Raw genomic sequence first — 23,065 nt, 5'->3', positions numbered from 1 at the left:
AAGCCTGCATTCCTATACTCCAGCAGGAACAGTCTCCATCCGTGCTTTTTGGGGACGAGTGAAGACTCGACGAAGAGGCCTGCAATGGAGTGGCTGGGACTGCAATTGTTCGCCGAGCTACCGGCGACCGGACAGATCATCCTCGACTGCCGACACAACCCCTTCCTGGTGCTGCTCGCCTATGCCGTAGCCTGCGCCGCCTGTTTCGCCACCCTGGACATGGCCGAGCGCCAGAGCCACTGCGAAGACCGCATGGCACGCCGACAATGGCGGGTGCTGGGCGCCTGCTGCCTGGCCGGCGGCATCTGGGCCATGCACTTCATCAGCATGCTGGCCTTCCAGGCCCCGCTGGAAATCCACTATGACGCCCCGCTCACCGGCCTGTCGCTGCTGATCGCCCTATGCGCCGCGTGGCTGGCGATGAACAGCCTCGATCGCAGCCACATGCACCTGCGCCACTACCTGCAAACCGCGCTGTTCATCGGCCTGGGCATCAGCGCCATGCACTACACCGGCATGGCCGCGCTGCAGACCAGCGCCCAACAGTACTACCAGACTGGCCCCCTGCTGGCGTCCATCGCTATCGCCATCGCCACCAGCCTGGTGGCGCTGCTGATGGCCCGCTATTTTCACCAGGGCAGTGGCACCATGCACCTGCTGCTCAAGTACGGCGCCAGCCTGCTGATGGCCGGCGGCATCGTGCTGACCCACTTCACCGGCATGACGGCGATGACCCTGGTGATCCCCAGCGAGACCGCGCTGCGCCTGCCCAGCGTGGACAACAGCCTGCAATTGGCGCTGACCATCGCCTTCATCACCCTGCTAATCAGCGGCAGCAGCATCAGCGCCGCCCTGGCCGACAAGAAGCTGCAAAGCAAGGAGCACGACCTGCGCCGGGTCAACGTGCTGCTCAGCCAACTCGACCAAGCACGGGTGTCATTGCAGCAGGCGGCCCATTACGACGCCCTGACCAACCTGGTCAACCGCCGCGGTTTCAACCAGGTGTTCGCCGAGCGCCTGGCCGAACAGGCGGCCCACGACGGCATGCTGGCGGTGATGTTCCTCGACATAGACCACTTCAAGCGCATCAACGACAGCCTCGGCCATGCCGCGGGCGACGAACTGCTCAAGGTGATCGCCGGGCATATCAAGGCCGCCACCCGCAGCCAGGACTTGGTCGCCCGCTTTGGCGGCGACGAGTTCTGCATCGTCACCAACCTCAACAGCCGCGACGAAGCCCGCCACCTGGCCCAACGCATCATGCAGCGAATGAAGGAGCCCATCGACCTGGCCGGCCGGCGCATGGTGATGACCACCAGCATCGGCATCAGCATCTTCCCCGACGACGGCCTGAGCACCGAAGAGCTACTGAAGAACGCCGACCTGGCGCTGTACCAATCCAAGGGCTGCGGGCGCAACAACCTGAACTTCTTCAACGACGGCCTGAAAACCCGCGCCACCCTCGAACTGCAACTCGAGGAGGAGCTGCGCGTGGCACTGTTCGAGGAACGCGGCCTGTGCGTGCATTACCAGCCGATCTTCGACCTGCGCAGTGGCCAGGTGGCCAAGCTCGAGGCGCTGGTGCGCTGGCAGCATCCACAGCATGGCCTGCTCAACCCGGAACGGTTCATCTGTATCGCCGAGGCCAACGGCCTGATTGCCGACCTCGACCTGTGGGTGCTACGCCGCGCCTGCGAGGACCTGGCCCAGCTCAACCGGCATGGGTATGGCGAGCTCAAGGTCACGGTGAACTGCTCGGCGCTGACCCTGGGCCGCGAGGAGCTGGCCACGGAAGTGGAAATGGCGCTGTTCCAGGCCGGGCTCACCGCGCGCCAGCTGGAACTGGAAGTCACCGAGAACGCGTTGATGGGCGATATCCAGCACACCGTCAGCCTGCTCAAGCGCATCCGCGCCATGGGCGTGGCACTGTCGATCGACGACTTCGGCACCGGCTACTCCTCGCTGGCCTACCTCAAGCGCCTGCCGCTGGACGTGCTGAAGATCGACCGCTCGTTCATCCACGAGGTGCCGGGCAGCCAGAAGGACCGCGAGATCGTCCAGGCGATCATCGTCATGGCCCACACCTTGCACCTGAAAGTGGTCACCGAAGGCGTCGAGACCGTCGAGCAACATGAGTTCCTCGCCAGCCACGGCTGCGACTTCCTGCAAGGCTACCTGCTCAGCCGCCCGGTGCCGCTGGCCGAATTGCGGCCAGTGCTCGAGCGACTCGACCGCCAGGCCTGTGCATTCAGTCCTTGTTGCGATACAGCGCTACCAGGGTCGCCGGATCTTTTTCCAGATACCCCTGGCTACCGTGCAGGCGCATCAATTGCGCGGCGAGGGCACTGAGCGGAGTCGCCGAGCCCCGCTCGCGGGACAGTTTCACCGCGCCGTCGAGGTCCTTGAGCAGGGTACGCACATGCCACTTGACCGGCTCGAAGCGGCTTTCGGCCATTTGCGGGGCGAGGATCTGCAACGGCTTGGAGTCGGCGAAGCCACCGGCCAGGGCCTCGGCAAGCAACCGTGCATCGACCCCTGACTGCTCGGCCAAAGCCACCACCTCGGCAATCACCAGGGCGTTGCAGGCGACGATCATCTGGTTGCAGGCCTTGGTCACCTGGCCGGCCCCCACCGCGCCCATGTGCGTGACCCGCTGGCCCAGGGTCAGCAGCACCGGCCGCGCCCGCTGCAGATCGCTCGCCTCGCCGCCGACCATGATCGCCAGGCTGCCGGCCTCGGCACCGGGGGTGCCGCCAGACACAGGCGCATCGAGCCAGGCCATGCCACACAGCGCCGCCAGTGTCGCGGCCATCTCCCGGGTTGCGCTCGGCTCGAGGCTGGATAAATCCACCAGCAGTTGACCGCTGCGCCCGCCCTGGGCAATGCCCTGTTCACCGAAGACCACCTCGCGCACCACCGCCGTGTCGGCCAGGCACAGCAGCACCATGTCCACCGCCGCGCACAGCTCGGCGGGGCTGCTGGCCAAGCGCGCGCCGGCGGCGACCAGCTCGGCGCACTTGTCCGGGCTGCGGTTCCACACGGTCAGCGGGTAGCCGGCCGCCAGCAAGCGGCGGCACATCGGCAGCCCCATCAAGCCGATCCCGGCGAACCCCAACGAAGGCAAGGCAGTACTCATGAGCAACTCCAGATTAAAGAAGCGTGACAAACGGACGATGCAATGCGGGTGCGAGGCAAAAACCTTAGTCGCGCTAAGGAAAACCCCTATCGCATGAGAAAAAGACGCACTGATAAAGTCGCGAAATTTCCCGTGATGGCCAGATGACATGCATCACCGGGAAGCCAATCACTTCAGGCAAATGGCGCACTATGACCTCTACGAACACTTCTGCCAATGCGGTCCCCGAGTCGTCGCTCAGCCCCACTTCGCTGACCGCGGGCAGCAACCGGGACCTTCCCGCCGCCCGCAGCCTGCCCGCGCAGCAGTACCTGTACTTCACCGAGCAGGACATCCAGCGCATCCTCGACAACCTCGATGGCCTGCGCGACCTGGTGTTCCCGCCCAACCTGCATGTCGAGGACGAGGACCAACTGCGCCTGGAGCAGCAGTTCCCGTCGGTGTGCCTGATCGGCCTGGGTCGTTGCGGCTCGAACATCGCCCTGGACGTGGCGGAGCTGGTATACAACGCCCGCACATTCTTCCTCAACGAGTACAACAACGAGGACCGCTTCAAGGGCGAAGCGGGCTACAGCCCGGCGCGCTGGATCCGCCAGAACCTGCGCCTGGTACAGAACAAGGCGGCCAAGCCGGTGTTCCTGGTCGAGCCGCTGGTGATGCTCGGCGACCTGGACAAGGACATCGCCGGGCGTATCCGCTTCTCGCGCAAGGGCGAGCGCGGTGGCTTTTTGCGCGACTACAGCAAGATGAAGATCATGGACCTGTCCGAGGTGCATGCCGGCGGCGCCGGCAACGCGCCGATCCTCGGCCAGTACCTGGCCAAGATCATCCTCAACAAGGACACCCAGCGTTTCTCCAGCGCCGACTGGAAGCTGATCCACTCGTACCTGATCGATTCCTGCGGCATCAAGGCCAACCAGTCGCGCCTGTATTTCTACATCTTCAGCGCCGGCGGCGGCACCGGCTCGGGCATGGCCTCGGAGTTCGGCCTGGCCCAGCAGTACTCGTACATGAACAAGACCTTCGACACCAAGCCGGCCGACGAGAACGACGGCAAGAGCGGGCATTCGTTCGTCTTCGAACCGATCTTCACCAGCGGCATCTGCGTGCTGCCCAACGCCTCCGATCACCGCAGCGAAATGTCCGAGGCGCTGCACATCAACGCCGGCCGCCTGCTGTGCAAGTACCTGTCGGAAGAATGGGACTTCTCGTACAACTTCGACAATGAAGACAGCAGCGAAGCCAGCGTCATGGGCCGCATCCGCCCGTGGAACGCGATGATGCTGATTTCCAACGACATCATGCGCTACGCCGAGGAGAGCGACGACGGCACGATCCAGAACATCGACGTCAACGCCATGGAGAAGCACGCCAACCAGTACATCTCCCAACAGATCTTCAACATCCTCACCGCCCAGGCGGTGACCACCGACTACGACCAGAACTACTTCCGCCGCGCGGGCATCGACATCGGCGAGACCATCCGCCTGGACGCCAACGACCTGTTCATGAGCCTGGCCGGCCCGGTGGCCATCGCCTATGCCGAGTCGGTGGTGCCGGAAGTGCCGCCTGCAGGGTCGGACAAGTTCAAGGTGTTCGAGCGCGAGCAGCCGCGCCTGGACATCGACGACCTGTTCTTCCGCTCCATCGACCTGCCGCACTTCAACAAGCAGACCCAGGCCATCGAAGGCATCAGCCTGCTGCCGATCGAATCGCGCCGCTACCGCGCCGCGCTGGAGCAATACCAGGCCTCGGGCTACGACGCCGCGGCGCTGCACGACCTGCACTTCTTCAAGAACTGCTCGTCGGTGGTGTCGATCGTCTCCCTGCCCAAGGACTACAAGCTGTCGTACATGGACCTGAACCGGCTCAAGACCCACCTCAACAGCCTGTTCCCCAACACCACGCTCAAGCGCTACGCGCTGGTGATCGGCGCCTCGGCCAACCTGTCGCTGACCACCCTGATCGCCAAGAGCCCGTGCCTGTCGGACGACTTCCTGACCTTGATCGTGGCATTCATCAAGCGTTGCTTCGCGCGTAATCCGTACCGTTTCGACGACACCATGGACAACGCCATTCTCGAGTTCATCACCAGTGAGCACTTCGACGAGGCGCGCATCGATGACCTGCTCAACGAGTTCGAGAACCCGGCGAAGATCCTCGACACCAACTGGTATGCGATCAAGCCGATGTACGAGAAGAAGTACCGCGAACTGATCAACGACAAGAGCCGCTTCGTCTCGATCAACGACATCCGCCTGTCGCGCGAGTGCGTGAAGAAGGCGGTGAAGTACCTGCGCGAGATCTTCAGGCACCGCATCGGCAAGACCCGGGTCATCTCGCTGAACAGCCATACCGGGCGCGTGGATTACTGACATCATCCGGGCGCGCTTCGCTCCCCTTTCGCGGCACAGGCCGCTCCTCCAGGAAATCGCGTAGTCCTGTAGGAGCGGCCTTGTGCCGCGAATGGGCTGCGCAGCAGCCCCAGTTACGTATTCCGTAAACTGTTACCGCCCCGCCGAATCACCCCGCCACTGTTACCAACTTCCACCTTACGTGAGCGTCAACGCGCACCAGCACGATGCATCTGCGCGTTATCACGCACTAAAAAAGCGCGTGCTTATTCCGCTTTCTTCGCCTGGATCACGATGAACGGCGAAACCACCACCGCCCAGATCTCTGGATCGCGGGTTTGCAGCTCGAGTGCCTGTTCAGCAGAGACCGGCCCGACAGTGCCATCATCGCGCCACTTGGCGAAGATCTCGCGGCGATTCTCGGCCATTGCCTCGGCAACGGTGATCAGGTCGAGGGACGGATCGACCCAAATCAGGTCACCCTTGGCCCAGAAACGCTCCAGGGCTTTCCACTCGATGACGGCAGTCTCACCGAGCAATTTGGCATAGAGGGTGCTTACTTGATCAGTCATGGGTTACCTGCGCAAAGATCGGCCAACAAAAAGGCCGGCATTTTTGCAGAAAAACCCGGTTTCAAATACGTAATTTGGTCGATCCGGCCCGAGTTTGTGGGGACGGGCCGAAGATGCAGGCAAATTGATGGCGCCTTTCTGTATCTTTATGTCGATCAGGCGACACCCCTGGAAACAGACGCTTTTCGCCCGCTTTTCAAGCGCTCGGACAGCGCTCTACACTGTACCGGTACAGTTCCGGGACATGTTCCGGGGGAAGGTGGGGCCGGCGCATTGGCGTAGCCAGTGCGCAAGTCCCGCCCGGTCTGTAGCCCTGACCTCAGGTCTATAAGAATTACAACAGAATGAGTGGAGCACTATGATCAAGATTTCCAAGCTGTTCGCCGCAATGGTTCTGGCCGGGGTTGCCAGCCATTCGTTTGCCGCCGATACCATCAAGATTGGTATCGCCGGCCCCAAGACCGGCCCGGTCACGCAATACGGCGACATGCAGTTCACCGGCGCCAAACAGGCCATCAAGGACATCAACGCCAAGGGCGGCGTCGATGGCAAGATGCTCGAAGCCAAGGAATACGACGACGCGTGCGACCCTAAACAGGCCGTGGCCGTCGCCAACAAAGTGGTCAACGACGGCGTCAAGTTCGTCATCGGCCACCTGTGCTCCAGCTCCACCCAGCCTGCGTCCGACATCTACGAAGACGAAGGCGTGATCATGATCACCCCCGCCGCCACCTCCCCGGAAATCACCAGCCGTGGCTACAAGCTGATCTTCCGCACCATCGGCCTGGACAGCGCCCAGGGCCCAGCCGCCGGCAACTACATCGCCGACCACGTCAAGCCGAAGGTCGTTGCGGTGCTGCACGACAAGCAGCAGTACGGTGAAGGCATCGCCACCGCGGTCAAGACCACCCTGGAAGGCAAGGGCACCAAGGTTGCCGTCTTCGAGGGCCTGAACGCCGGTGACAAGGACTTCTCCTCGATCATCCAGAAACTCAAGCAGAACAACGTCGACTTCGTCTACTACGGCGGCTACCACCCAGAACTGGGCCTGATCCTGCGCCAAGCCCAGGAAAAAGGCCTGAAAGCCAAGTTCATGGGCCCGGAAGGCGTGGGTAACGACTCCATCTCGCAGATCGCCCAGGGCGCCTCCGAAGGCCTGCTGGTCACCCTGCCGAAATCCTTCGACGCCGACCCAGAGAACAAGGCCATCGTCGACGCCATCAAGGCCGACGGCAAAGACCCGAGCGGTCCGTTCGTGTTCCCGGCCTACTCCGCCGTCGAACTGATCGCCGGTGGCATCAAGGCGGCCAAGTCCGAAGACACCGACAAGGTGGCAGCCGCCATCCACGCCGGCACCTTCAAGACCCCGACCGGCGAGCTGTCGTACGACGAGAAAGGCGACCTGAAGAACTTCAAGTTCGTTGTCTACGAGTGGCACTTCGGCAAGCCGAAGACCGAAGTTTCCCCTCAGTAACTGCGTGACTAATAGCTGACCGAGAAGCCCACTGTGCGAGCAGTGGGCTTTGTTTTACGAGGTTCTATGGGCCCGATCCCCGTGATCCGGGGGCCGGCTCACCTGAAAATCTTAAAACCGTCACCCGCGGTTTCCTGGCTGTGCCCGCACAACGATCACGTGGCGAAGACCGCGAGAACAAGGGCCCGGGCCTCCCCCGCCAGCGAAATGCAAATCAGGTTTTTAGGAGCGCTGTAATGCCTGAGATCTACCATTTCCTACAACAACTGGTTAACGGATTGACCATCGGCAGTACCTACGCGCTGATCGCCATCGGTTACACGATGGTGTACGGCATCATCGGCATGATCAACTTCGCCCACGGCGAGGTGTACATGATCGGTTCCTACGTGGCCTTCATCGCCCTCGCCGGGCTGGCCATGATGGGCATCCACTCGTTGCCGATCCTGATGACCGTGGCCTTCGTCGCCACGATCTTCGTCACCAGTGCCTACGGCTACAGCATCGAACGGGTCGCCTACCGGCCGCTGCGCAACAGCAACCGGCTGATCCCGCTGATCTCCGCCATCGGCATGTCGATCTTCCTGCAGAACACCGTCCTGTTGTCGCAGGACTCCAAGGACAAGTCCATCCCCAACCTGATTCCCGGCAGCTTCTCGTTCGGCCCGGGCGGAGCGGAGGAAGTGCTGGTCTCGTACATGCAGATCCTGGTGTTCGTGGTGACCCTCGTCGCCATGACCTGCCTGACCCTGTTCATCTCCCGTTCCCGCCTGGGCCGCGCCTGCCGCGCCTGTGCCGAGGACATCAAGATGGCCAACCTGCTGGGCATCAACACCAACAACATCATCGCCCTGACCTTCGTCATCGGCGCCGCCCTGGCGGCGGTGGCGGCCGTGCTGCTGAGCATGCAGTACGGGGTGATCAACCCCAACGCCGGTTTCCTGGTGGGCCTGAAGGCCTTTACCGCGGCGGTACTGGGCGGCATCGGCAGCATTCCGGGCGCCATGCTCGGCGGGCTGGTGCTGGGCGTGGCCGAAGCGTTCGGCGCCGACATCTTCGGCGACCAGTACAAGGACGTGGTGGCATTCGGTCTTTTGGTTCTTGTCCTGCTGTTCCGGCCGACCGGCATCCTGGGCCGCCCGGAGGTTGAAAAAGTATGAACAGAAATCTCAAACAGGCGTTCTTCAGCGCCTTGCTGGTCTGGGCCGTGGCCTTCCCGGTACTGGGCCTGAAACTCAGCATCGACGGCATCAGCCTGATCGTGCACAGCCAGGGCTCGTTCACCATCAGCATCATCGCCGCGTGCTCGGTCCTGATGTTCCTGCGCGTGCTGTTCGACAAGCAATGGAGCGCGGTGATGGGCCGGCGCTCGGAGCGCAAGCTGGTACCGCCTTCGGTGAGCAACTTCCTGACCCTGCCGAAAACCCAGCGCTGGGTGATCATGGGGCTGATCGTGGCCGCGCTGATCTGGCCGTTCTTCGGCTCGCGCGGCGCGGTCGACATCGCCACGCTAATCCTGATCTACGTGCTGCTGGGCCTGGGCCTGAACATCGTGGTCGGCCTGGCGGGGCTGCTCGACCTGGGTTACGTCGGCTTCTATGCCGTCGGCGCCTACAGCTACGCGATGCTCTCCCACTACCTGGGCTGGAGCTTCTGGGTGTGCCTGCCGATCGCCGGCCTGATGGCCGCCACCTTCGGCTTCCTGCTCGGCTTCCCGGTGCTGCGCCTGCGCGGCGACTACCTGGCGATCGTGACCCTGGGCTTTGGCGAGATCATCCGCCTGTTCCTGCGTAACCTCACCGACTGGACCGGCGGCCCCAACGGCATCAGCAACATCCCCAAGCCGGAGTTCTTCGGCCTGACCTTCGAACGCAAGGCCGCCGAGGGGATGCAGACCTTCCATGAGTTCTTCGGGCTGCAGTACAACTCGATCAACAAGGTCATCTTCCTCTACCTGGTGGCCCTGCTGCTGGCCTTGCTGGCGCTGTTCGTCATCAACCGCCTGCTGCGCATGCCGATCGGCCGCGCCTGGGAAGCACTGCGCGAAGACGAAATCGCTTGCCGCGCGCTGGGCCTGAACCCCACCGTGATCAAGCTCTCGGCGTTCACCCTGGGGGCCTGCTTCGCCGGTTTCGCCGGCAGCTTCTTCGCCGCCCGCCAGGGCCTGGTGACACCGGAATCGTTTACCTTCATCGAGTCGGCGATCATCCTCGCCATCGTCGTGCTGGGCGGCATGGGCTCGCAATTGGGCGTGATTCTCGCGGCCATCGTGATGATCCTGCTGCCGGAGATGATGCGTGAGTTCAGCGAATACCGGATGCTGATGTTCGGTGCGCTGATGGTGTTGATGATGATCTGGCGTCCGCAGGGGCTGCTGCCCATGCAACGTCCGCACATGGAGCTGCCTCGATGAGCCGCGAAATTCTGCAAGTCAGCGGCCTGAGCATGCGCTTTGGCGGCTTGTTGGCGGTCAACGGCGTGGCCCTGACCGTCAAGGAAAAACAGGTGGTGGCACTGATCGGCCCGAACGGCGCCGGCAAGACCACGGTGTTCAACTGCCTGACCGGCTTCTACAAGCCCAGCGGCGGCACCATCCTGCTCGACGGCCAGCCGATCCAGGGCCTGGCCGGCCATCAGATTGCCCGCAAGGGCGTGGTGCGAACCTTCCAGAACGTGCGCCTGTTCAAGGAAATGACCGCGCTGGAGAACCTGCTGATCGCCCAGCACCGGCACCTCAATACCAACTTCTTCGCCGGCCTGTTCAAGACCCCGAGCTTCCGCCGCAGCGAAAAAGAAGCCATGGAGCGTGCCCAGTACTGGCTGGAGAAGGTCAACCTGACCGAGTTCGCCAACCGTACCGCCGGCACCCTCGCCTATGGCCAGCAACGGCGCCTGGAAATCGCCCGCTGCATGATGACCCAACCGCGGATCATCATGCTCGACGAACCGGCCGCCGGCCTGAACCCCAAGGAGACCGAGGACCTCAAGGCCCTCATCGCCTACCTGCGCGAATCGCACAACGTGACCGTGCTGCTGATCGAGCACGACATGAAGCTGGTGATGAGCATTTCCGACCACATCGTGGTGATCAACCAGGGCACGCCCCTGGCCGACGGCACGCCCGAAGAGATTCGCGGCAACCCGGATGTGATCAAGGCCTACCTGGGGGAGGCGTAAATGCTGAAGTTCGAGAACGTTTCCACCTTCTACGGCAAGATCCAGGCGCTGCACAGCGTCAACGTCGAGATCAACCAAGGCGAGATCGTCACCCTGATCGGCGCCAACGGCGCCGGCAAGTCGACCTTGCTGATGACCCTGTGCGGCTCGCCCCAGGCGAGCAGCGGCAGCATCAAGTACCTGGGAGAGGAGCTGGTCGGCCAGCCGTCCTCGCACATCATGCGCAAGAGCATCGCGGTGGTGCCGGAAGGCCGCCGCGTGTTCGCCCGCCTGACTGTCGAGGAAAACCTGGCCATGGGCGGTTTCTTCACCAACAAGGGCGACTACCAGGAGCAACTGGACAAGGTCCTGCAGCTGTTCCCACGCTTGAAGGAGCGCTACATCCAGCGTGGCGGCACCATGTCCGGCGGCGAGCAGCAGATGCTCGCCATCGGCCGGGCGCTGATGAGCAAGCCCAAGTTGCTGCTGCTCGACGAACCGTCCCTGGGCCTGGCACCAATCATCATCCAGCAGATCTTCGACATCATCGAACAGTTGCGCCGCGATGGCGTGACCGTGTTCCTGGTCGAGCAGAACGCCAACCAGGCACTGAAGATCGCCGACCGCGCCTACGTGCTGGAAAACGGCAAGGTGGTGATGCAGGGTACCGGTGAAGCGCTGTTGACCGACCCTAAGGTGCGCGACGCCTACCTGGGTGGTTGATCGATCAAAGGGCCTTCGGGCCCTTTTTTCTGCCTGTTGAATTCGCTGTTGGCGTGGCCCGTGTAGGAGCCGGCCTTGCCGGCGAACACCGGCGTAGCCGGTGCCATCCACCGAGGCGCCTGATTCGCCAGCAAGGCTGGCTCCTACGCCACGACTCGTGCACTGCTCTTGCCCCTCTTGTCGTCACCCCACAGGCTCGGTAACGTGGCCGGCACTTTTTGCCCGAACACCGGAGCCCGCCCCATGCGCCTCACCCCATCCCTGCTGCTCACCGCCCTGCTGCCGCTGTTCGCCGGCTGCCAGATGCTGGCCGAAAAACCAGTCGACCCGAACCTCGGTAGCACCCGCCTGCAGGGCGAACTGAGCGCAGCCGGCGGCCACCTGCTGTTCAAGCCGTGCCGCGAAAGCCGCCGCTTCATCATCAAGGACGCCGCCGGCACCGGCATCCTCCAGGAAGCCGCCAACCTGGCCGACGACGCCGGTGACAAGCTGTTCGCCGATGTCCGAGGGCGCATGACCGGCAGCCAGCAAGCCGGCAGCGATGGCCAACTCGAGGTGACTCGCCTGTACCGCCTGGAAACCTCCGAATACAGCGGCTGCGAAGACCCCAACTTCAAGCAGCTGACCCTGCGCGCTGGTGGCAACGAGCCGGACTGGGACATCAAGGCCAGCGGCAAGGGCATGGTCCTCAACCGCGTTGGCGAGCCGCCGCTGCCGCTGCCCTACCTGGAAGAAGCACTGCCCGGTGGCGGCCTGAGCCTGTCCAGCGAAGCCAATGGCCAGCGCGTCGAGTTGTGGGTCGCGCCGCAGCGCTGCGTCGACGGCGCCACTGGCGCCATCCGCCACCTCAAGGCCGAACTGCGCATGGACGGCAAGACCCTGCAAGGCTGCGCCTACTACGGTGGCGCCCGCGATCTCTGACCGCTGGGTGCTTTTATCCTGCCAGTCTGGGTGGCGAACAGCTTATACTTGGCGGTTTATGTAAAGCCGCCGGCCGCCCATGGCCGGGATACTGGACCCTGCCATGCTACGAATCACCGAACTGAAGCTGCCCCTGGACCACTCCGACGACGAGCTGCGCGCGGCCATCGTCCAGCGCCTGGGCATCGACGACGCGCAACTGCTCGGTTTCACCCTGTTCAAGCGCAGCTACGACGCCCGCAAGAAGAACAGCGAATTGCTGTTCATCTACACCATCGATCTGCAGACCAGCAACGAAGCCGAACTGCTGCGCCGTTTCGCAGATGACAGCAAGGTCGGCGTCGCCCCGGACGTCAGCTACAAGTTCGTCGGCCAGGCCCCGGCCACCCTGCAGGAACGCCCGATCGTGGTCGGCTTCGGCCCTTGTGGCATCTTCGCCGGCCTGCTGCTGGCACAGATGGGCTTCAAGCCGATCGTGCTCGAACGCGGCAAGGAAGTGCGCCAGCGTACCAAGGACACCTGGGGCCTGTGGCGCAAGAGCGTGCTCAACCCCGAGTCCAACGTGCAGTTTGGCGAAGGCGGCGCCGGGACCTTCTCCGACGGCAAGCTGTACAGCCAGATCAAGGACCCGCAGCACCATGGTCGCAAGGTGCTGGAAGAGTTCGTCAAGGCCGGCGCCCCGGAAGAAATCCTCTACATCAACAAGCCGCACATCGGCACCTTCCGCCTGACCAGCATGGTCGAGAAAATGCGTGAGGAAATCATCACCCTGGGTGGTGAGGTGCGCTTCGAGCAGAAGGTTACCGATTTGCTGGTGGACGGCGAACAGCTCACCGGCGTGGTGCTGCAAAGTGGTGAACAACTGCATTCGCGCCATGTGGTCCTGGCCCTGGGCCACAGCGCCCGCGATACTTTCCGCATGCTGCACGCCAAGGGCGTGTTCATGGAGGCCAAGCCATTCTCGGTGGGGTTCCGTATCGAGCACCCGCAGTCGCTGATCGACAAGGCGCGCCTGGGCAAGTATGCCGGCCACCCGAAACTCGGCGCCGCCGACTACAAGCTGGTGCACCACGCCAAGAACGGTCGTTCGGTGTACAGCTTCTGCATGTGCCCCGGCGGCACCGTGGTCGCCGCTACCAGCGAGCCGGGCCGGGTGGTCACCAACGGCATGAGCCAGTACTCACGTAACGAACGCAACGCCAACTCCGGCATCGTCGTTGGCATCGACCCTGAGCGCGACTACCCGGGCGGCCCGCTGGCCGGTATCGAGCTGCAGGAGCGCCTGGAGGCCCACGCCTACGTGATGGGCGGCAGCAACTACCAGGCCCCCGCGCAACTGGTTGGCGACTTTGTCGCAGGGCGCCCGTCCACCGCGCTGGGCAGCGTCGAGCCGTCGTACAAACCGGGCGTGACCCTGGGCGACCTGGCACCGAGCCTGCCGGACTTCGCCATCGAGGCGATCCGTGAAGCGCTGCCGGCCTTCGATCGCCAGATCAAGGGCTACAACCTGCATGACGCGGTGTTGACCGGGATCGAGACGCGCACCTCCTCGCCACTGCGTATCACCCGTGATGCCAGCTTCCAGAGCCTCAACCTCAAGGGCCTGTTCCCGGCAGGTGAAGGCGCAGGCTACGCCGGTGGCATCCTGTCTGCCGGTGTCGACGGGATTCGCATCGCCGAAGCGGTGGCACGGGATATCCTCGGGCTGAACGACTAACCCGATCGCCTTTTGCAGGCAAAAAGAAACCCCGACACGGCCAAGCCGGTCGGGGTTTTCTTTTCAAGCGAGCTGTCAGTGAGTGACGCGGCTGGTGCCGTCGACAGTCATGATGCGAACACGCTCACCCACACGGAAGATTTCGTTCTGCTGCACTTGCTGCACGTAGGCGCGCATGCTGCCGTCGTCTTCACGCACGGTGATCTCGACACCTTGGGTGCGGGTCAGGCCTTCTTCAGCGGCGGAACCAGCCAGGCCACCGGCCACGGCACCAATCACCGCGGCAACGATACTGCCACGACCACCACCTACCGCACTGCCGGCGACACCACCGACAATAGCGCCTGCGCCACCACCGATCGGGGTCTTGGTGCCTTCGATCTTCACCGGACGCAGGGATTCGATGGTACCCATGCGTACGGTCTGCACGCGGCGGGCCTCATCACGGGAGTAGCTGTCGCCGGTCAGCGACGATTGGCAGCCGCCCAGCAGCAGCGACACAGTGGTGAAGCTAGCCAGCAGCAAAGCGGATTTACGCATGGGTCAATCTCCATAAGACAGGTGTCCATTAGACTCCGCGCATTGACAGGTGTCACGGCGCAAACGTTATAAAATTGTTTTCATTCAGCTCAGGTACAGCCGTTGCTGGCTGAATCGCGGGCCTACAGGTGAGACCAAGGATAGCCATGGATTACTTCATCGTCGTCGTAGTGACTATCGCCGGCCTGTATTTTCACGGCTGGCTGTATGTGCGCATGCGCCGCTGGATGGACCGCGACCTGGCGCTGTCGCTGGCCGGGGAGGATCCGGCGAAGCGAGATTTCATGCTCAAGCTACTGGAGCGGGCGCGGGTGGAGAAGGTGCGGCGCAAGGAGTTGGCGGCGTGGCTGGAGCGGGAAGCGGCGGGCTATCGGTAATGCGTGGGCTGCTTTGCAGCCCATCGCGGCACAAGGCCGCTCACAAGGGTTACACGGTTCCTGTAGGAGCGGCCTTGGCCGCGATGGGCCGCGCAGCGGCCCCGCATATCACGGCGCCAGGCGCTCGCGCAGCCACTGGCCATCGACCAGCCGGTAGTTCAGACGGTCATGCAAGCGACTGGCCCTTCCCTGCCAGAACTCGATGCGCTCCGGCACCAAACGGTAACCGCCCCAGTGCTCCGGGCAATGCGGCTGGGTATCGGAGAAGCGTGCCTCGGTGGCCTTGACCAGCCCCTCAAGCTCCTCGCGATCGGCAATCACCCGGCTCTGCGGCGACGCCCAAGCGCCCAGGCGGCTGCCCAATGGGCGTACCTGGTAGTAATCGTCCGACTCCTTGGCCGTGACCTTCTCCACCCGACCTTCGATGCGTACCTGACGCTCCAACGCCGGCCAGAAAAAGGTCATCGCGGCAAAGGGATTGGCCGCAATGTGCTGGCCCTTGGCACTTTGGTAATTGGTGAAGAAGGTGAACCCGCGCGTATCCAGGGCCTTGAGCAACAGCACCCGGCAATGCGGGCGACCGTCGGCATCGACGGTCGCCAAGGTCATGGCGTTGGCTTCCACCGGTAGCTGCTCGGTCTTCACCGCATCGGCGAACCAGTGATGAAACAGCGCGAACGGCTCCCTCGGGGCCTGGGCTTCGGCCAGGCCATCACGGGTGTAGTCGCGGCGCATATCGGCCAGGGATTGGGTCATGACTGCGTTTCCTTGACGATCAGTTGGTCTTCGCAGGGCTGTTGGCGGCGACTTTCTTGTCGGTGGCAGCCTTCTTCGCGGCGGGCTTGGCCGCAGTGGCTTTCTTCTTCGCGGTGGTGCTGGCCTTGGCCGGGGCCTTGGCTTTGGCGGCCGGCTTCTTCGCCGCAGGCTTGGCAGCGGCCTTGGCGGCTGGTTTGGCGGTAGCGGCCTTGGCTGCCGGCGCCTTGGCGTCTTGCACCGCGACCATGGCGGCCGGCGTCGGCACCGGTGCGGCCTGCTGGTACTTGGCCAGCAGCGCGACCATGGTGTTCTGTGGGGTCAGCAGCAGTTCTACGCGGCGGTTCAGGGCGCGGCCCTCGGCGCTGTCGTTGGCAGCGCGCGGCATCACCGAGCCCATGCCCTTGAGCATCAAGCGGTCACGCTGCAGGCCGCTGAGGCGGAAGATCGCCGATACCGAGGCGGCACGCTCGAGGCTGAGCTTCTGGTTGGCGGCGCTGGCACCGCTGCTGTCGGCGTGGCCGAGGACCAGCACGGCGGTCTTGCTGTCGGTCTCGACGACCTTGGCCACCTGGGTGATCGGGCCAAGGGTGACCGGCAGCAGCATGTTCGGACGGTCCGGGTTGTACGAACTGTCCACTGGGATGGTCACGGCCAGCACGTCCTCGCGGCGCTCCAGTTCGAACTTGCTGCCTTTGATGGCCTCGCGAACCTTGGGTTCGTATTGGTCGAGCCAGGCCTGGGTGGCTTTCTGGTCGATCTTCGGCACGGCCGCGACCTTGCCCTGCTTGTCGTCGCCACCAAACGGCCACCACCAGCGGCTGCTGCTCTCGGACTTGGCATCGGCCTTGGCGACCTTCTCGACCACGGCCTCTTTCACTTCCTGATCGGCGACCTTGTCCGAGCCGAACGGCCACCAGTTGAGTGCACTGTCCTTGGACGAGTCCTGTGAATGGCTGGCGCAGCCGGTCATGGCCAGGCACAGGGCGAGTGCTAAGGTTTTATGTGAAGACATCAGCGATACACCATGAAATAGAAAGAAATTTTGCCCATACGCGTCAGGCGTTGGCATTGAGGATAGTCAAAGGGTCCGAGCAATACCCGCGTTACCCGATCAAAGGCAGCTGCCAAGGGTGCGCACCAGTCGCTGTGCGCGCGGATCCATCAGCACGTAGGGGCCCAGGGTATTGGTGACGAAGCCGAAGGCAACGTCGTGTTCGGGGTCGGCAAAACCGACCGAGCCACCTGCGCCTGGGTGGCCGAAGGCGCGGGCGCCCAGCCCGAAGGTGGCATTGGCCACATCCGGCTGGTCGAGCATGCAGCCCAGGCCGAAGCGGGTCTGGGTCAACAGGGTACGGTCCTGGCCGAGGCTGTGCTCGCGGGTCAACTCGTCAAGCAGTTCGGATTCGAGCAGGCTGCCGTCGAGCAGGCCGGCGTAGAAACCCGCCAGACTGCGGGCGTTGCCGTGGCCATTGGCCGCCGGCTGCTGCATGCGCCGCCACTCAGGCTTGTTGGTGCTGGTGAGGATGGCCGGAGGATTGGTGAAGGCCCGGGTCGACAGCGCCTCGGGTTCACGCATCGTTACCTGCAGCAGGCGCTGGGCCGCGGCATCGCCAGGGTTGCCCTTGCCGCGGGCGATATGCGCCACGCGGTGGAATTCTTCATCCGCCAGGCCGACATGGAAGTCCAGGCCCAGCGGCTTGGCAGTACGAGCGACGATGGAGTCACCCGGGCCACGGCCGTCGGCGCGACGGATCAGCTCGCCGATCAGCCAGCCATAGGTGATGGCGGCGTAGCCATGCTCGCTACCAGGGTTCCACCAGGGCGCTTCGGCGGCCAGGGCGTCGACCATCGCCTGCCAGTCGTACAGGGTCTCGGCCGGCAGCAGTTCGCGAATGGCCGGCAGGCCGGCGCGGTGGCTGAGCAGTTGCCGCAAGGTCACCTGCTCCTTGCCGGCCTGGGCGAACTCGGGCCAGTAGCGGGCCACGGGCGCGTCGAGGGCCAGCTTGCCCTCGCCCACCAGTTGCAGGGCGGTGACGGCGGTGAAGGTCTTGGTGCAGGAGAACAGGTTGGCGATGGTGTCGTTGTGCCAGGCCTCGCGGCCGTCCTTGTCGGCACTGCCGGCCCACAGGTCGACCACGGTTTGCCCGCCGACCTGGATGCACAGCGCGGCACCACGCTCCTGGGGATCCTCGAACAACGCGGCGAATGCCTCGCGCACCGCCTCGAACTTCAGCTCATAGTGACCCTGGATCTGCACCCGACTACCTCTCTGCACGGCCTGGCTTGCAAAAGCGTGCATTGTTTCAGTAGTTGGCCAATTTGCCTACTGGAGATGGCTGGGTGGTTGTGGGGTTGTTCTGATATTACCGGGAGCGACCCGTTCACCGACAAGGCCAGCTCCTACAACAGCGCCAGCCTGCGAAACCTGCAGGCACCAGCCTTGCTGGTGAAAGGGCCTGGCGCCGCTAGTGTGCAGGCTTGCTGAACGCAGCAAGCGCTTGTCGGTTGCTGCGACGCACCGCTTCGGCGAAACCCGCGTAGGGCACATCGGTGATCGCCACCAGCCCCAAGTGCCCATTCTCGCCATCGAGCAGGCGCCCGCTGGCGGGTTGATCCAGGTACTGGAACCAATGCGCGCCGACGATCATCGGCTGGGCCAAGGCGGCCTTGAGGAAATTGGCATACGCCGGGCCACGGTCTTCCTCGCGGGCCACTTCCAGCGGACCAGGCCAGAACGGGCCACGGTCACGGGAGCCGAACTGGAACTCGGACACCAGCACCGGCTTGTCCAGCTCGGCCAGGCGGGCGAAATCGTAGCCGTGATCAGGCTTGAGGGTATAGAAGTTGAAACTCAGCACATCGCAGAACTCGGCGCAGGCCTTGACCGCCTCGGGCGTGCTGACCGCGTAACGGCCACCCAGCAGCAGGTGATTGGGCGCATGCCACTTCAGCGCATCGGATATGGTCTTGAAGTAGGTTTCGGCGAACACCTGCTGGAAATACTGGTAGTCACGCTCGATTTCCGGGTGCTCGGGGTTGGGCAGAGGCGCCTCGAAACCTGGGTCTTCCATCAGTTCCCAGGCGGTCAATTCGATACCCCAGGCCTTCGACAACCCGGCCTGGTTGCGGTACTTGTCACGCAACTGCTTGAGGAAGGCACGCTTGGCCGGCACGTCGGTGGTCAGGCGCAAGGTGCCGTAGGCCAGGCCATAGCGGGCCTTGGGATCGTCGCCCGGCGCGGCCCAGGCCAACTCATTGTCGGCAAAGTAGCCAATCAGCCAGGGGTCGTCGCGGTGATCGCGGGCGGCGATGGCCACGGCGCGCTCGGTGGCCATGGCGAAACGCGGGTCGAACGGGTCAGGCATGCGGCCCCACCAATCCATGCCGGTGCTGATGCTGGCGTAATCACCGACGATCGACAGCGCCAAGGTATAGGGCAGGCGCTTGGCCTGGCCCAACGCCGGGTCGCTCCAGTTGCCCAGGGTATTGAAGCCCCAGGCTTGCAGGCGATCGAGGGTATGGCCCTGCCAGCGGGGCGCATCCACCACCAAGGGTGGGCACGCCGCTGCCTGGTCACCTTGCTCGCAGGGTTTGCCGTAGGTGCGCTGGAGATTGCTGGCATAGAAGTCGAACCAGCGCCCCTGCTTGAAACCACGGCCCAGGGACGAAGCATTGCCATCGTCATTGTTGCCCTGGCCATAGAACGCCGCCAGCGCGTCGCCTTCGCCCGGCAGGGCCTTGAACATGCCCTCGCGTCCGGCGACATAGGTGCGCCCGCCGTCAGCGGCCACGGCATTGACGCCCAGCGAATAAAACGGGTGCCCGTCCGGGGTCACCAGGTACCAGCGGCCCTCGCGCTTTTCGCTGCGGAAGAAGCCCTTGGCCTCGAACACCGGGCCCGCCAGCACGCCGCCGTAGGCATCCAGCTTAAGCGTATCGCGCTCGGCCAACCAGGCCTTGAGTTGCGTCTGCTCGCGGGTGGCGGCAGCCTTGAGCTGCTCGTCGTTGACGATCTTTTCCGGCCAGCGTCCGCGGGTTGACTGGCCGTAGCCATCGATCAGCTCGGCATAGGCGGCCTTGAAGGCCAGGTCGTCATCCTGCACGCCGACTTTCTCGATCAGCAGGCTCTGGGCCACCTTCGGCCCCGGGATGCTCAGGCTGAGCGAAGTGATCTGCGCCAGGTCCGCTTCCCCTTCACTGCTGGTCAGCAGCAGGCGTTGGCCCTCGAAAACCCAGGGCATCGGCGGCCCGGCGCGCATGCCCTGGCTCAGCGGCGAGCTGGCCTTGAGCGGGACCATCACCGTCTGCGCCGGGCCAGCCGGCAGGTCGATCCGGCTGGTGAGGGTCCGCCCGTCACTGCTCTGGATCGTCACATTGACGGTCAGGGCCCAATCCATGCCGCTTTGCAGGCGCAAGGTCAGGGCCTGCCCGGCCGACCAGTCCCAGGCTCCACTCTGCGGGGCCAGGCGCAAGGTCGGCTGCGCCACCGGGTTGAACACCACCCGTCGCAATACCTCGCCTTCGGCTGTCTGTTCCGCGTTGTACTGCGGCAACGTGGCGTCCTGGGTGGTCACATTCACCACCGACGCCGGGCGCACGAAACTGAACAGCGTCTGTTGCGCGGCGAGCAAGGGCGCGCTGAACAACAGGATGAACATCACAGGCAGGGTACGGCGGATCATAGGGCGGTGGCTCTCCTTCAGAGCCCGTCACGGGCTCCAGATCGAGTAATGGACAACGGGTGGCGCGTCTGGCTCAGGCAGTCAGCCGATTTCCCGTCGGAACGGCGGCAGTGCATTGAGAATAGCCTTGCCGTAGCGTTGGGTGACCAGGCGGCGGTCGAGCAAGGTGATTACCCCGCGGTCCTGTTCGGTACGCAACAGGCGACCGCAGGCCTGGATCAGGCGCAGCGAGGCGTCGGGCACGGCGATTTCCATGAACGGATTGCCGCCGCGGGCCTCGATCCACTCGGCCAGGGCCGCCTCGACCGGGTCGTCCGGCACGGCGAAGGGGATCTTGGCGATCACCACGTGCTCGCAGTAAGCGCCCGGCAGGTCGACCCCTTCGGCGAAGCTGGCCAGGCCGAACAGCACGCTGTGCTGGCCGTCGTCGACCCGCGCCTTGTGTTTATTGAGGGTCTCCTGCTTGGACAGGTTGCCCTGGATCAGCACCAGTTTGCGCCAGTCGCGGTCCAGGCCGTCGAATACGTCTTGCATCTGCTTGCGTGAGGAGAACAGCACCAACGCGCCACGGGCGTCCTCGACGATGCCCGGCAGCTCGCGGATGATCGCCGCGGTGTGGGCGGTGGCATCACGCGGGTCGGCACCCAGATCGGGCACCCGCAGCAGGCCGGCGTCGCCGTGCACGAATGGGCTGGGTACCACGCACTGCACGGCATCGCGGGGCAGGCCCGAACGCATGCGAAAGCGATCGAACTTGCCCAGCGCGGTCAAGGTCGCCGAGGTCACCAAGGCGCCATGGGCGACGTTCCACAAGCTCTTGCGCAGCATCTCGGCGGCCAGAATGGGGCTGGCATTGACCTCGATGTCGAACAGCGCGCCGCTCTCGGCCAGAGTCAGCCAGCGCGCCATGGGCGGGTTGTCCTCGGGGTCTTCGGCGGTGAAGGCGGTCCACAGCTCCCAGTTGCCCTGGGCGCGGGTCACCAGGCTGCCGAACAGCGGGTACCACTCCTCGGCCTGGTGGCTGGCGATGCCGATGTTGTTCTCGCCGTCCATGCCTTCCTTGAGCAGGTCGGCCAGGCGGGTGAACAGGTCGTTGAGGCGGGCGAAGCCTTTCTTGAGCTCGATACCGACTTCGCGGATCTGCTCGGGCACCACGCCGCCTTCGAAACGGTAGCGCGGGCGGTCACGGCCTTCCATGTCCTCGCCGACGCGGAAGTCCGCCACCTGCTCGCACAGGGTGAACATGAACTGCTGCTGGGTACGCACCTCGCGGGCCAGTTCCGGCACCTGCTCGATGTACTTGCCCAGGTCGCCCGGCAGCGGGTGCTGGGCCAGCAGCTTGGTCAGGTTCTTGGCGGTCTGTTCCAGCCAGTCGGCGGTGGAGCGCAGGCGCGAGTAATGGGCGAAGTGGCCGATGGCCTTGTCCGGCAGATGGTGACCTTCGTCGAACACATACATGGTTTCGCGCGGATCGGGCAGCACCGCGCCGCCGCCCAGCGCCAGGTCGGCCAGGACCATGTCGTGGTTGGTGACGATCACGTCGACCTTGCCCATGCCTTCACGGGCCTTGTAGAACACGCACTGCTGGAAGTTCGGGCAATGACGGCCGGTGCACTGGCTATGGTCGGTGGTCAAGCGCGCCCAGTCTTGGTCCTCGATGGCTTCCGACCAGCTGTCGCGGTCGCCGTCCCAGCGGTTGCCGGCGAGCTTCTCGATCATGCTGTTGAACAGCTTCTGGCTGCGCTCGTCGACTTCGATATGGAAGCCTTCTTCCTCGAACAGCTGCGCGGTGGCCGACTGGGCGTGGCCTTCCTGCAGCAGGATGTCGAGCTTGGACAGGCACAGGTAACGGCCCCGCCCCTTGGCCAGGGCGAAGCTGAAGTTCAGCCCGCTGTTGCGCATCAGGTCGGGCAGGTCCTTGAAGACGATCTGCTCCTGCAGCGCGACGGTGGCGGTGGCGATCACCAGGCGCTTGCCGGCGGCCTTGGCGGCGGGGATCGCGGCGAGGCTGTAGGCGACGGTCTTGCCGGTACCGGTGCCGGCCTCGACCGCCACCACGGCGGGCTCGCCCGCACGACGGCCTTCGTCGTCGCAGGCGATGTCGCCGAGCACCTTGGCCACTTCGGCGATCATCAGGCGCTGGCCATAGCGTGGCTTGAGGCTTTTGGCTTCGAGGAAACGCGAATAGGCGCCCTGGATGGTGGCTTTGAGTTCGTTGCTGATCATGGTCTGCGGGCGCCCGGAGGGCTGGATATATTTTCAGTGTTTCGCATGGGCCGGCTATCATACCCCGCTATTGCCCTTTGTGCCCCATGGAGATCTGGATGCTTGCCTTTGCCCTGCCCTATACCTTGCATGTCCTGGCCGCCCTGGTGTGGGTCGGCGGGATGTTCTTCGCCTGGCTGGTGCTGCGCCCGGCCACGGTTGCCGCCCTCGAAGGGCCGGCGCGGCTGCGCTTGTGGGTGGAGGTTTTCCAGCGGTTCTTCAGATGGGTCTGGCTGGCGGTGGCGGTGCTGGCTGTCAGCGGAGTCGGCATGATCCACCTGCGCTTTGCCGGGTTCGAGACTGCGCCTCGCTATGTACAGGTGATGATTGGCGGGGGGATTGTCATGTTTGCGTTGTTCATGCGGGTTCAGGGGTTGTTGTTGCCCGAGTTG

At 64.1% G+C, this 23,065-nt stretch carries 19 protein-coding genes; 11 read left to right on the top strand and 8 right to left on the bottom strand.

Translation table 11 applies throughout. The annotated features are described in order from the left end of the window. Window positions 1-84 precede the first annotated feature (84 nt). Window positions 85-2,349, top strand: coding sequence for a bifunctional diguanylate cyclase/phosphodiesterase (locus E3U47_RS22355; protein WP_134693763.1), 2,265 nt, complete (start codon window positions 85-87; stop codon window positions 2,347-2,349). On the opposite strand, the gene E3U47_RS22350 is transcribed toward E3U47_RS22355, so the two are convergent. Then, window positions 2,249-3,136: an NAD(P)-dependent oxidoreductase gene (locus E3U47_RS22350; RefSeq protein ID WP_134693762.1), complete on the bottom strand. Its 888-nt coding sequence runs from the start codon at window positions 3,134-3,136 to the stop codon at window positions 2,249-2,251. The two genes, E3U47_RS22355 and E3U47_RS22350, sit on opposite strands and share 101 nt — an antisense overlap. 191 nt (window positions 3,137-3,327) lie before the next feature. Here E3U47_RS22350 and E3U47_RS22345 point away from each other — a divergent pair, with 191 nt between their 5' ends. Then, window positions 3,328-5,511, top strand: coding sequence for a hypothetical protein (locus tag E3U47_RS22345; RefSeq protein WP_134693761.1), 2,184 nt, complete (start codon window positions 3,328-3,330; stop codon window positions 5,509-5,511). 245 nt (window positions 5,512-5,756) lie between these two features. Here the strand turns inward: E3U47_RS22345 and E3U47_RS22340 are convergent, their stop codons facing one another. Then, a complete protein-coding gene (locus E3U47_RS22340; RefSeq protein ID WP_134693760.1) occupies window positions 5,757-6,062 on the bottom strand; it encodes a DUF2288 domain-containing protein in 306 nt (101 codons plus the stop codon). A gap of 358 nt (window positions 6,063-6,420) precedes the next feature. Here E3U47_RS22340 and E3U47_RS22330 point away from each other — a divergent pair, with 358 nt between their 5' ends. The 7 genes from E3U47_RS22330 (at window position 6,421) to E3U47_RS22300 (ending at window position 14,053) form a co-directional block, all read left to right on the top strand. After that, window positions 6,421-7,536: a branched-chain amino acid ABC transporter substrate-binding protein gene (locus E3U47_RS22330; protein ID WP_134693759.1), complete on the top strand. Its 1,116-nt coding sequence runs from the start codon at window positions 6,421-6,423 to the stop codon at window positions 7,534-7,536. 236 nt (window positions 7,537-7,772) lie between these two features. After that, the gene (gene livH, locus E3U47_RS22325) at window positions 7,773-8,696 is read left to right on the top strand and encodes a high-affinity branched-chain amino acid ABC transporter permease LivH (RefSeq protein WP_028692119.1); all 924 of its coding nucleotides are present in this window, start codon (window positions 7,773-7,775) and stop codon (window positions 8,694-8,696) included. Continuing rightward, the gene (locus E3U47_RS22320) at window positions 8,693-9,949 is read left to right on the top strand and encodes a high-affinity branched-chain amino acid ABC transporter permease LivM (protein WP_134693758.1); all 1,257 of its coding nucleotides are present in this window, start codon (window positions 8,693-8,695) and stop codon (window positions 9,947-9,949) included. Before livH ends, E3U47_RS22320 begins: the two co-directional genes overlap by 4 nt. Further along, the gene (livG, locus tag E3U47_RS22315; protein ID WP_023631159.1) at window positions 9,946-10,713 is read left to right on the top strand and encodes a high-affinity branched-chain amino acid ABC transporter ATP-binding protein LivG; all 768 of its coding nucleotides are present in this window, start codon (window positions 9,946-9,948) and stop codon (window positions 10,711-10,713) included. The genes E3U47_RS22320 and livG overlap by 4 nt, the downstream gene beginning before the upstream one ends. After that, window positions 10,714-11,415, top strand: coding sequence for an ABC transporter ATP-binding protein (locus E3U47_RS22310; protein WP_023631160.1), 702 nt, complete (start codon window positions 10,714-10,716; stop codon window positions 11,413-11,415). Between the two features lie 243 nt (window positions 11,416-11,658). Then, a complete protein-coding gene (locus tag E3U47_RS22305) occupies window positions 11,659-12,336 on the top strand; it encodes a COG3650 family protein (protein ID WP_134693757.1) in 678 nt (225 codons plus the stop codon). 103 nt (window positions 12,337-12,439) lie between these two features. After that, window positions 12,440-14,053, top strand: a complete 1,614-nt coding sequence (locus E3U47_RS22300) for an NAD(P)/FAD-dependent oxidoreductase (protein WP_134693756.1) — start codon at window positions 12,440-12,442, stop codon at window positions 14,051-14,053. Window positions 14,054-14,128: 75 nt separating this feature from the next. Here the strand turns inward: E3U47_RS22300 and E3U47_RS22295 are convergent, their stop codons facing one another. After that, window positions 14,129-14,593, bottom strand: a complete 465-nt coding sequence (locus E3U47_RS22295; RefSeq protein WP_023632818.1) for a glycine zipper 2TM domain-containing protein — start codon at window positions 14,591-14,593, stop codon at window positions 14,129-14,131. Window positions 14,594-14,739: 146 nt separating this feature from the next. Between E3U47_RS22295 and E3U47_RS22290 the strand changes: the two genes are divergently transcribed. Further along, complete coding sequence (locus E3U47_RS22290) at window positions 14,740-14,970, top strand: hypothetical protein (protein WP_028692125.1); 231 nt, start codon at window positions 14,740-14,742, stop codon at window positions 14,968-14,970. Between the two features lie 108 nt (window positions 14,971-15,078). On the opposite strand, the gene pdxH is transcribed toward E3U47_RS22290, so the two are convergent. From pdxH to dinG, 5 genes are all read right to left on the bottom strand, one after another. Further along, complete coding sequence (gene pdxH / locus E3U47_RS22285; protein WP_134693755.1) at window positions 15,079-15,726, bottom strand: pyridoxamine 5'-phosphate oxidase; 648 nt, start codon at window positions 15,724-15,726, stop codon at window positions 15,079-15,081. A gap of 19 nt (window positions 15,727-15,745) precedes the next feature. Then, window positions 15,746-16,738 carry an OmpA family protein gene (locus E3U47_RS22280; protein ID WP_134693754.1) on the bottom strand — a complete coding sequence of 331 codons (993 nt, stop codon included), beginning with the start codon at window positions 16,736-16,738 and terminating at the stop codon, window positions 15,746-15,748. 99 nt (window positions 16,739-16,837) lie between these two features. Further along, window positions 16,838-17,983: a serine hydrolase domain-containing protein gene (locus E3U47_RS22275; RefSeq protein WP_134693753.1), complete on the bottom strand. Its 1,146-nt coding sequence runs from the start codon at window positions 17,981-17,983 to the stop codon at window positions 16,838-16,840. Window positions 17,984-18,191: 208 nt separating this feature from the next. After that, window positions 18,192-20,408, bottom strand: a complete 2,217-nt coding sequence (locus E3U47_RS22270; RefSeq protein WP_134693752.1) for a beta-galactosidase — start codon at window positions 20,406-20,408, stop codon at window positions 18,192-18,194. 81 nt (window positions 20,409-20,489) lie between these two features. Then, window positions 20,490-22,634, bottom strand: a complete 2,145-nt coding sequence (gene dinG, locus E3U47_RS22265; RefSeq protein WP_134693751.1) for an ATP-dependent DNA helicase DinG — start codon at window positions 22,632-22,634, stop codon at window positions 20,490-20,492. A gap of 98 nt (window positions 22,635-22,732) precedes the next feature. On the opposite strand from dinG, the gene E3U47_RS22260 reads away from it, so the two are divergent. After that, the coding region (locus E3U47_RS22260; RefSeq protein ID WP_134693750.1) for a CopD family protein at window positions 22,733-23,065 on the top strand (333 nt) is incomplete at its 3' end.

The organism is Pseudomonas sp. RIT623 (assembly GCF_004519305.1).
Classification (GTDB): Bacteria; Pseudomonadota; Gammaproteobacteria; order Pseudomonadales; family Pseudomonadaceae; genus Aquipseudomonas.
Note: the sequence above shows the minus strand (reverse complement) of the source record. Positions and strands in the feature narration are given on the sequence as shown.

Coding starts and splice junctions, on each gene's coding strand:
- E3U47_RS22355 (WP_134693763.1), top strand. CDS start 85: ATGGAGTGGCTGGGACTGCAATTGTTCGCCGAGCTACCGGCGACCGGA.
- E3U47_RS22350 (WP_134693762.1), bottom strand. CDS start 3,136: ATGAGTACTGCCTTGCCTTCGTTGGGGTTCGCCGGGATCGGCTTGATG.
- E3U47_RS22345 (WP_134693761.1), top strand. CDS start 3,328: ATGACCTCTACGAACACTTCTGCCAATGCGGTCCCCGAGTCGTCGCTC.
- E3U47_RS22340 (WP_134693760.1), bottom strand. CDS start 6,062: ATGACTGATCAAGTAAGCACCCTCTATGCCAAATTGCTCGGTGAGACT.
- E3U47_RS22330 (WP_134693759.1), top strand. CDS start 6,421: ATGATCAAGATTTCCAAGCTGTTCGCCGCAATGGTTCTGGCCGGGGTT.
- livH (WP_028692119.1), top strand. CDS start 7,773: ATGCCTGAGATCTACCATTTCCTACAACAACTGGTTAACGGATTGACC.
- E3U47_RS22320 (WP_134693758.1), top strand. CDS start 8,693: ATGAACAGAAATCTCAAACAGGCGTTCTTCAGCGCCTTGCTGGTCTGG.
- livG (WP_023631159.1), top strand. CDS start 9,946: ATGAGCCGCGAAATTCTGCAAGTCAGCGGCCTGAGCATGCGCTTTGGC.
- E3U47_RS22310 (WP_023631160.1), top strand. CDS start 10,714: ATGCTGAAGTTCGAGAACGTTTCCACCTTCTACGGCAAGATCCAGGCG.
- E3U47_RS22305 (WP_134693757.1), top strand. CDS start 11,659: ATGCGCCTCACCCCATCCCTGCTGCTCACCGCCCTGCTGCCGCTGTTC.
- E3U47_RS22300 (WP_134693756.1), top strand. CDS start 12,440: ATGCTACGAATCACCGAACTGAAGCTGCCCCTGGACCACTCCGACGAC.
- E3U47_RS22295 (WP_023632818.1), bottom strand. CDS start 14,593: ATGCGTAAATCCGCTTTGCTGCTGGCTAGCTTCACCACTGTGTCGCTG.
- E3U47_RS22290 (WP_028692125.1), top strand. CDS start 14,740: ATGGATTACTTCATCGTCGTCGTAGTGACTATCGCCGGCCTGTATTTT.
- pdxH (WP_134693755.1), bottom strand. CDS start 15,726: ATGACCCAATCCCTGGCCGATATGCGCCGCGACTACACCCGTGATGGC.
- E3U47_RS22280 (WP_134693754.1), bottom strand. CDS start 16,738: ATGTCTTCACATAAAACCTTAGCACTCGCCCTGTGCCTGGCCATGACC.
- E3U47_RS22270 (WP_134693752.1), bottom strand. CDS start 20,408: ATGATCCGCCGTACCCTGCCTGTGATGTTCATCCTGTTGTTCAGCGCG.
- dinG (WP_134693751.1), bottom strand. CDS start 22,634: ATGATCAGCAACGAACTCAAAGCCACCATCCAGGGCGCCTATTCGCGT.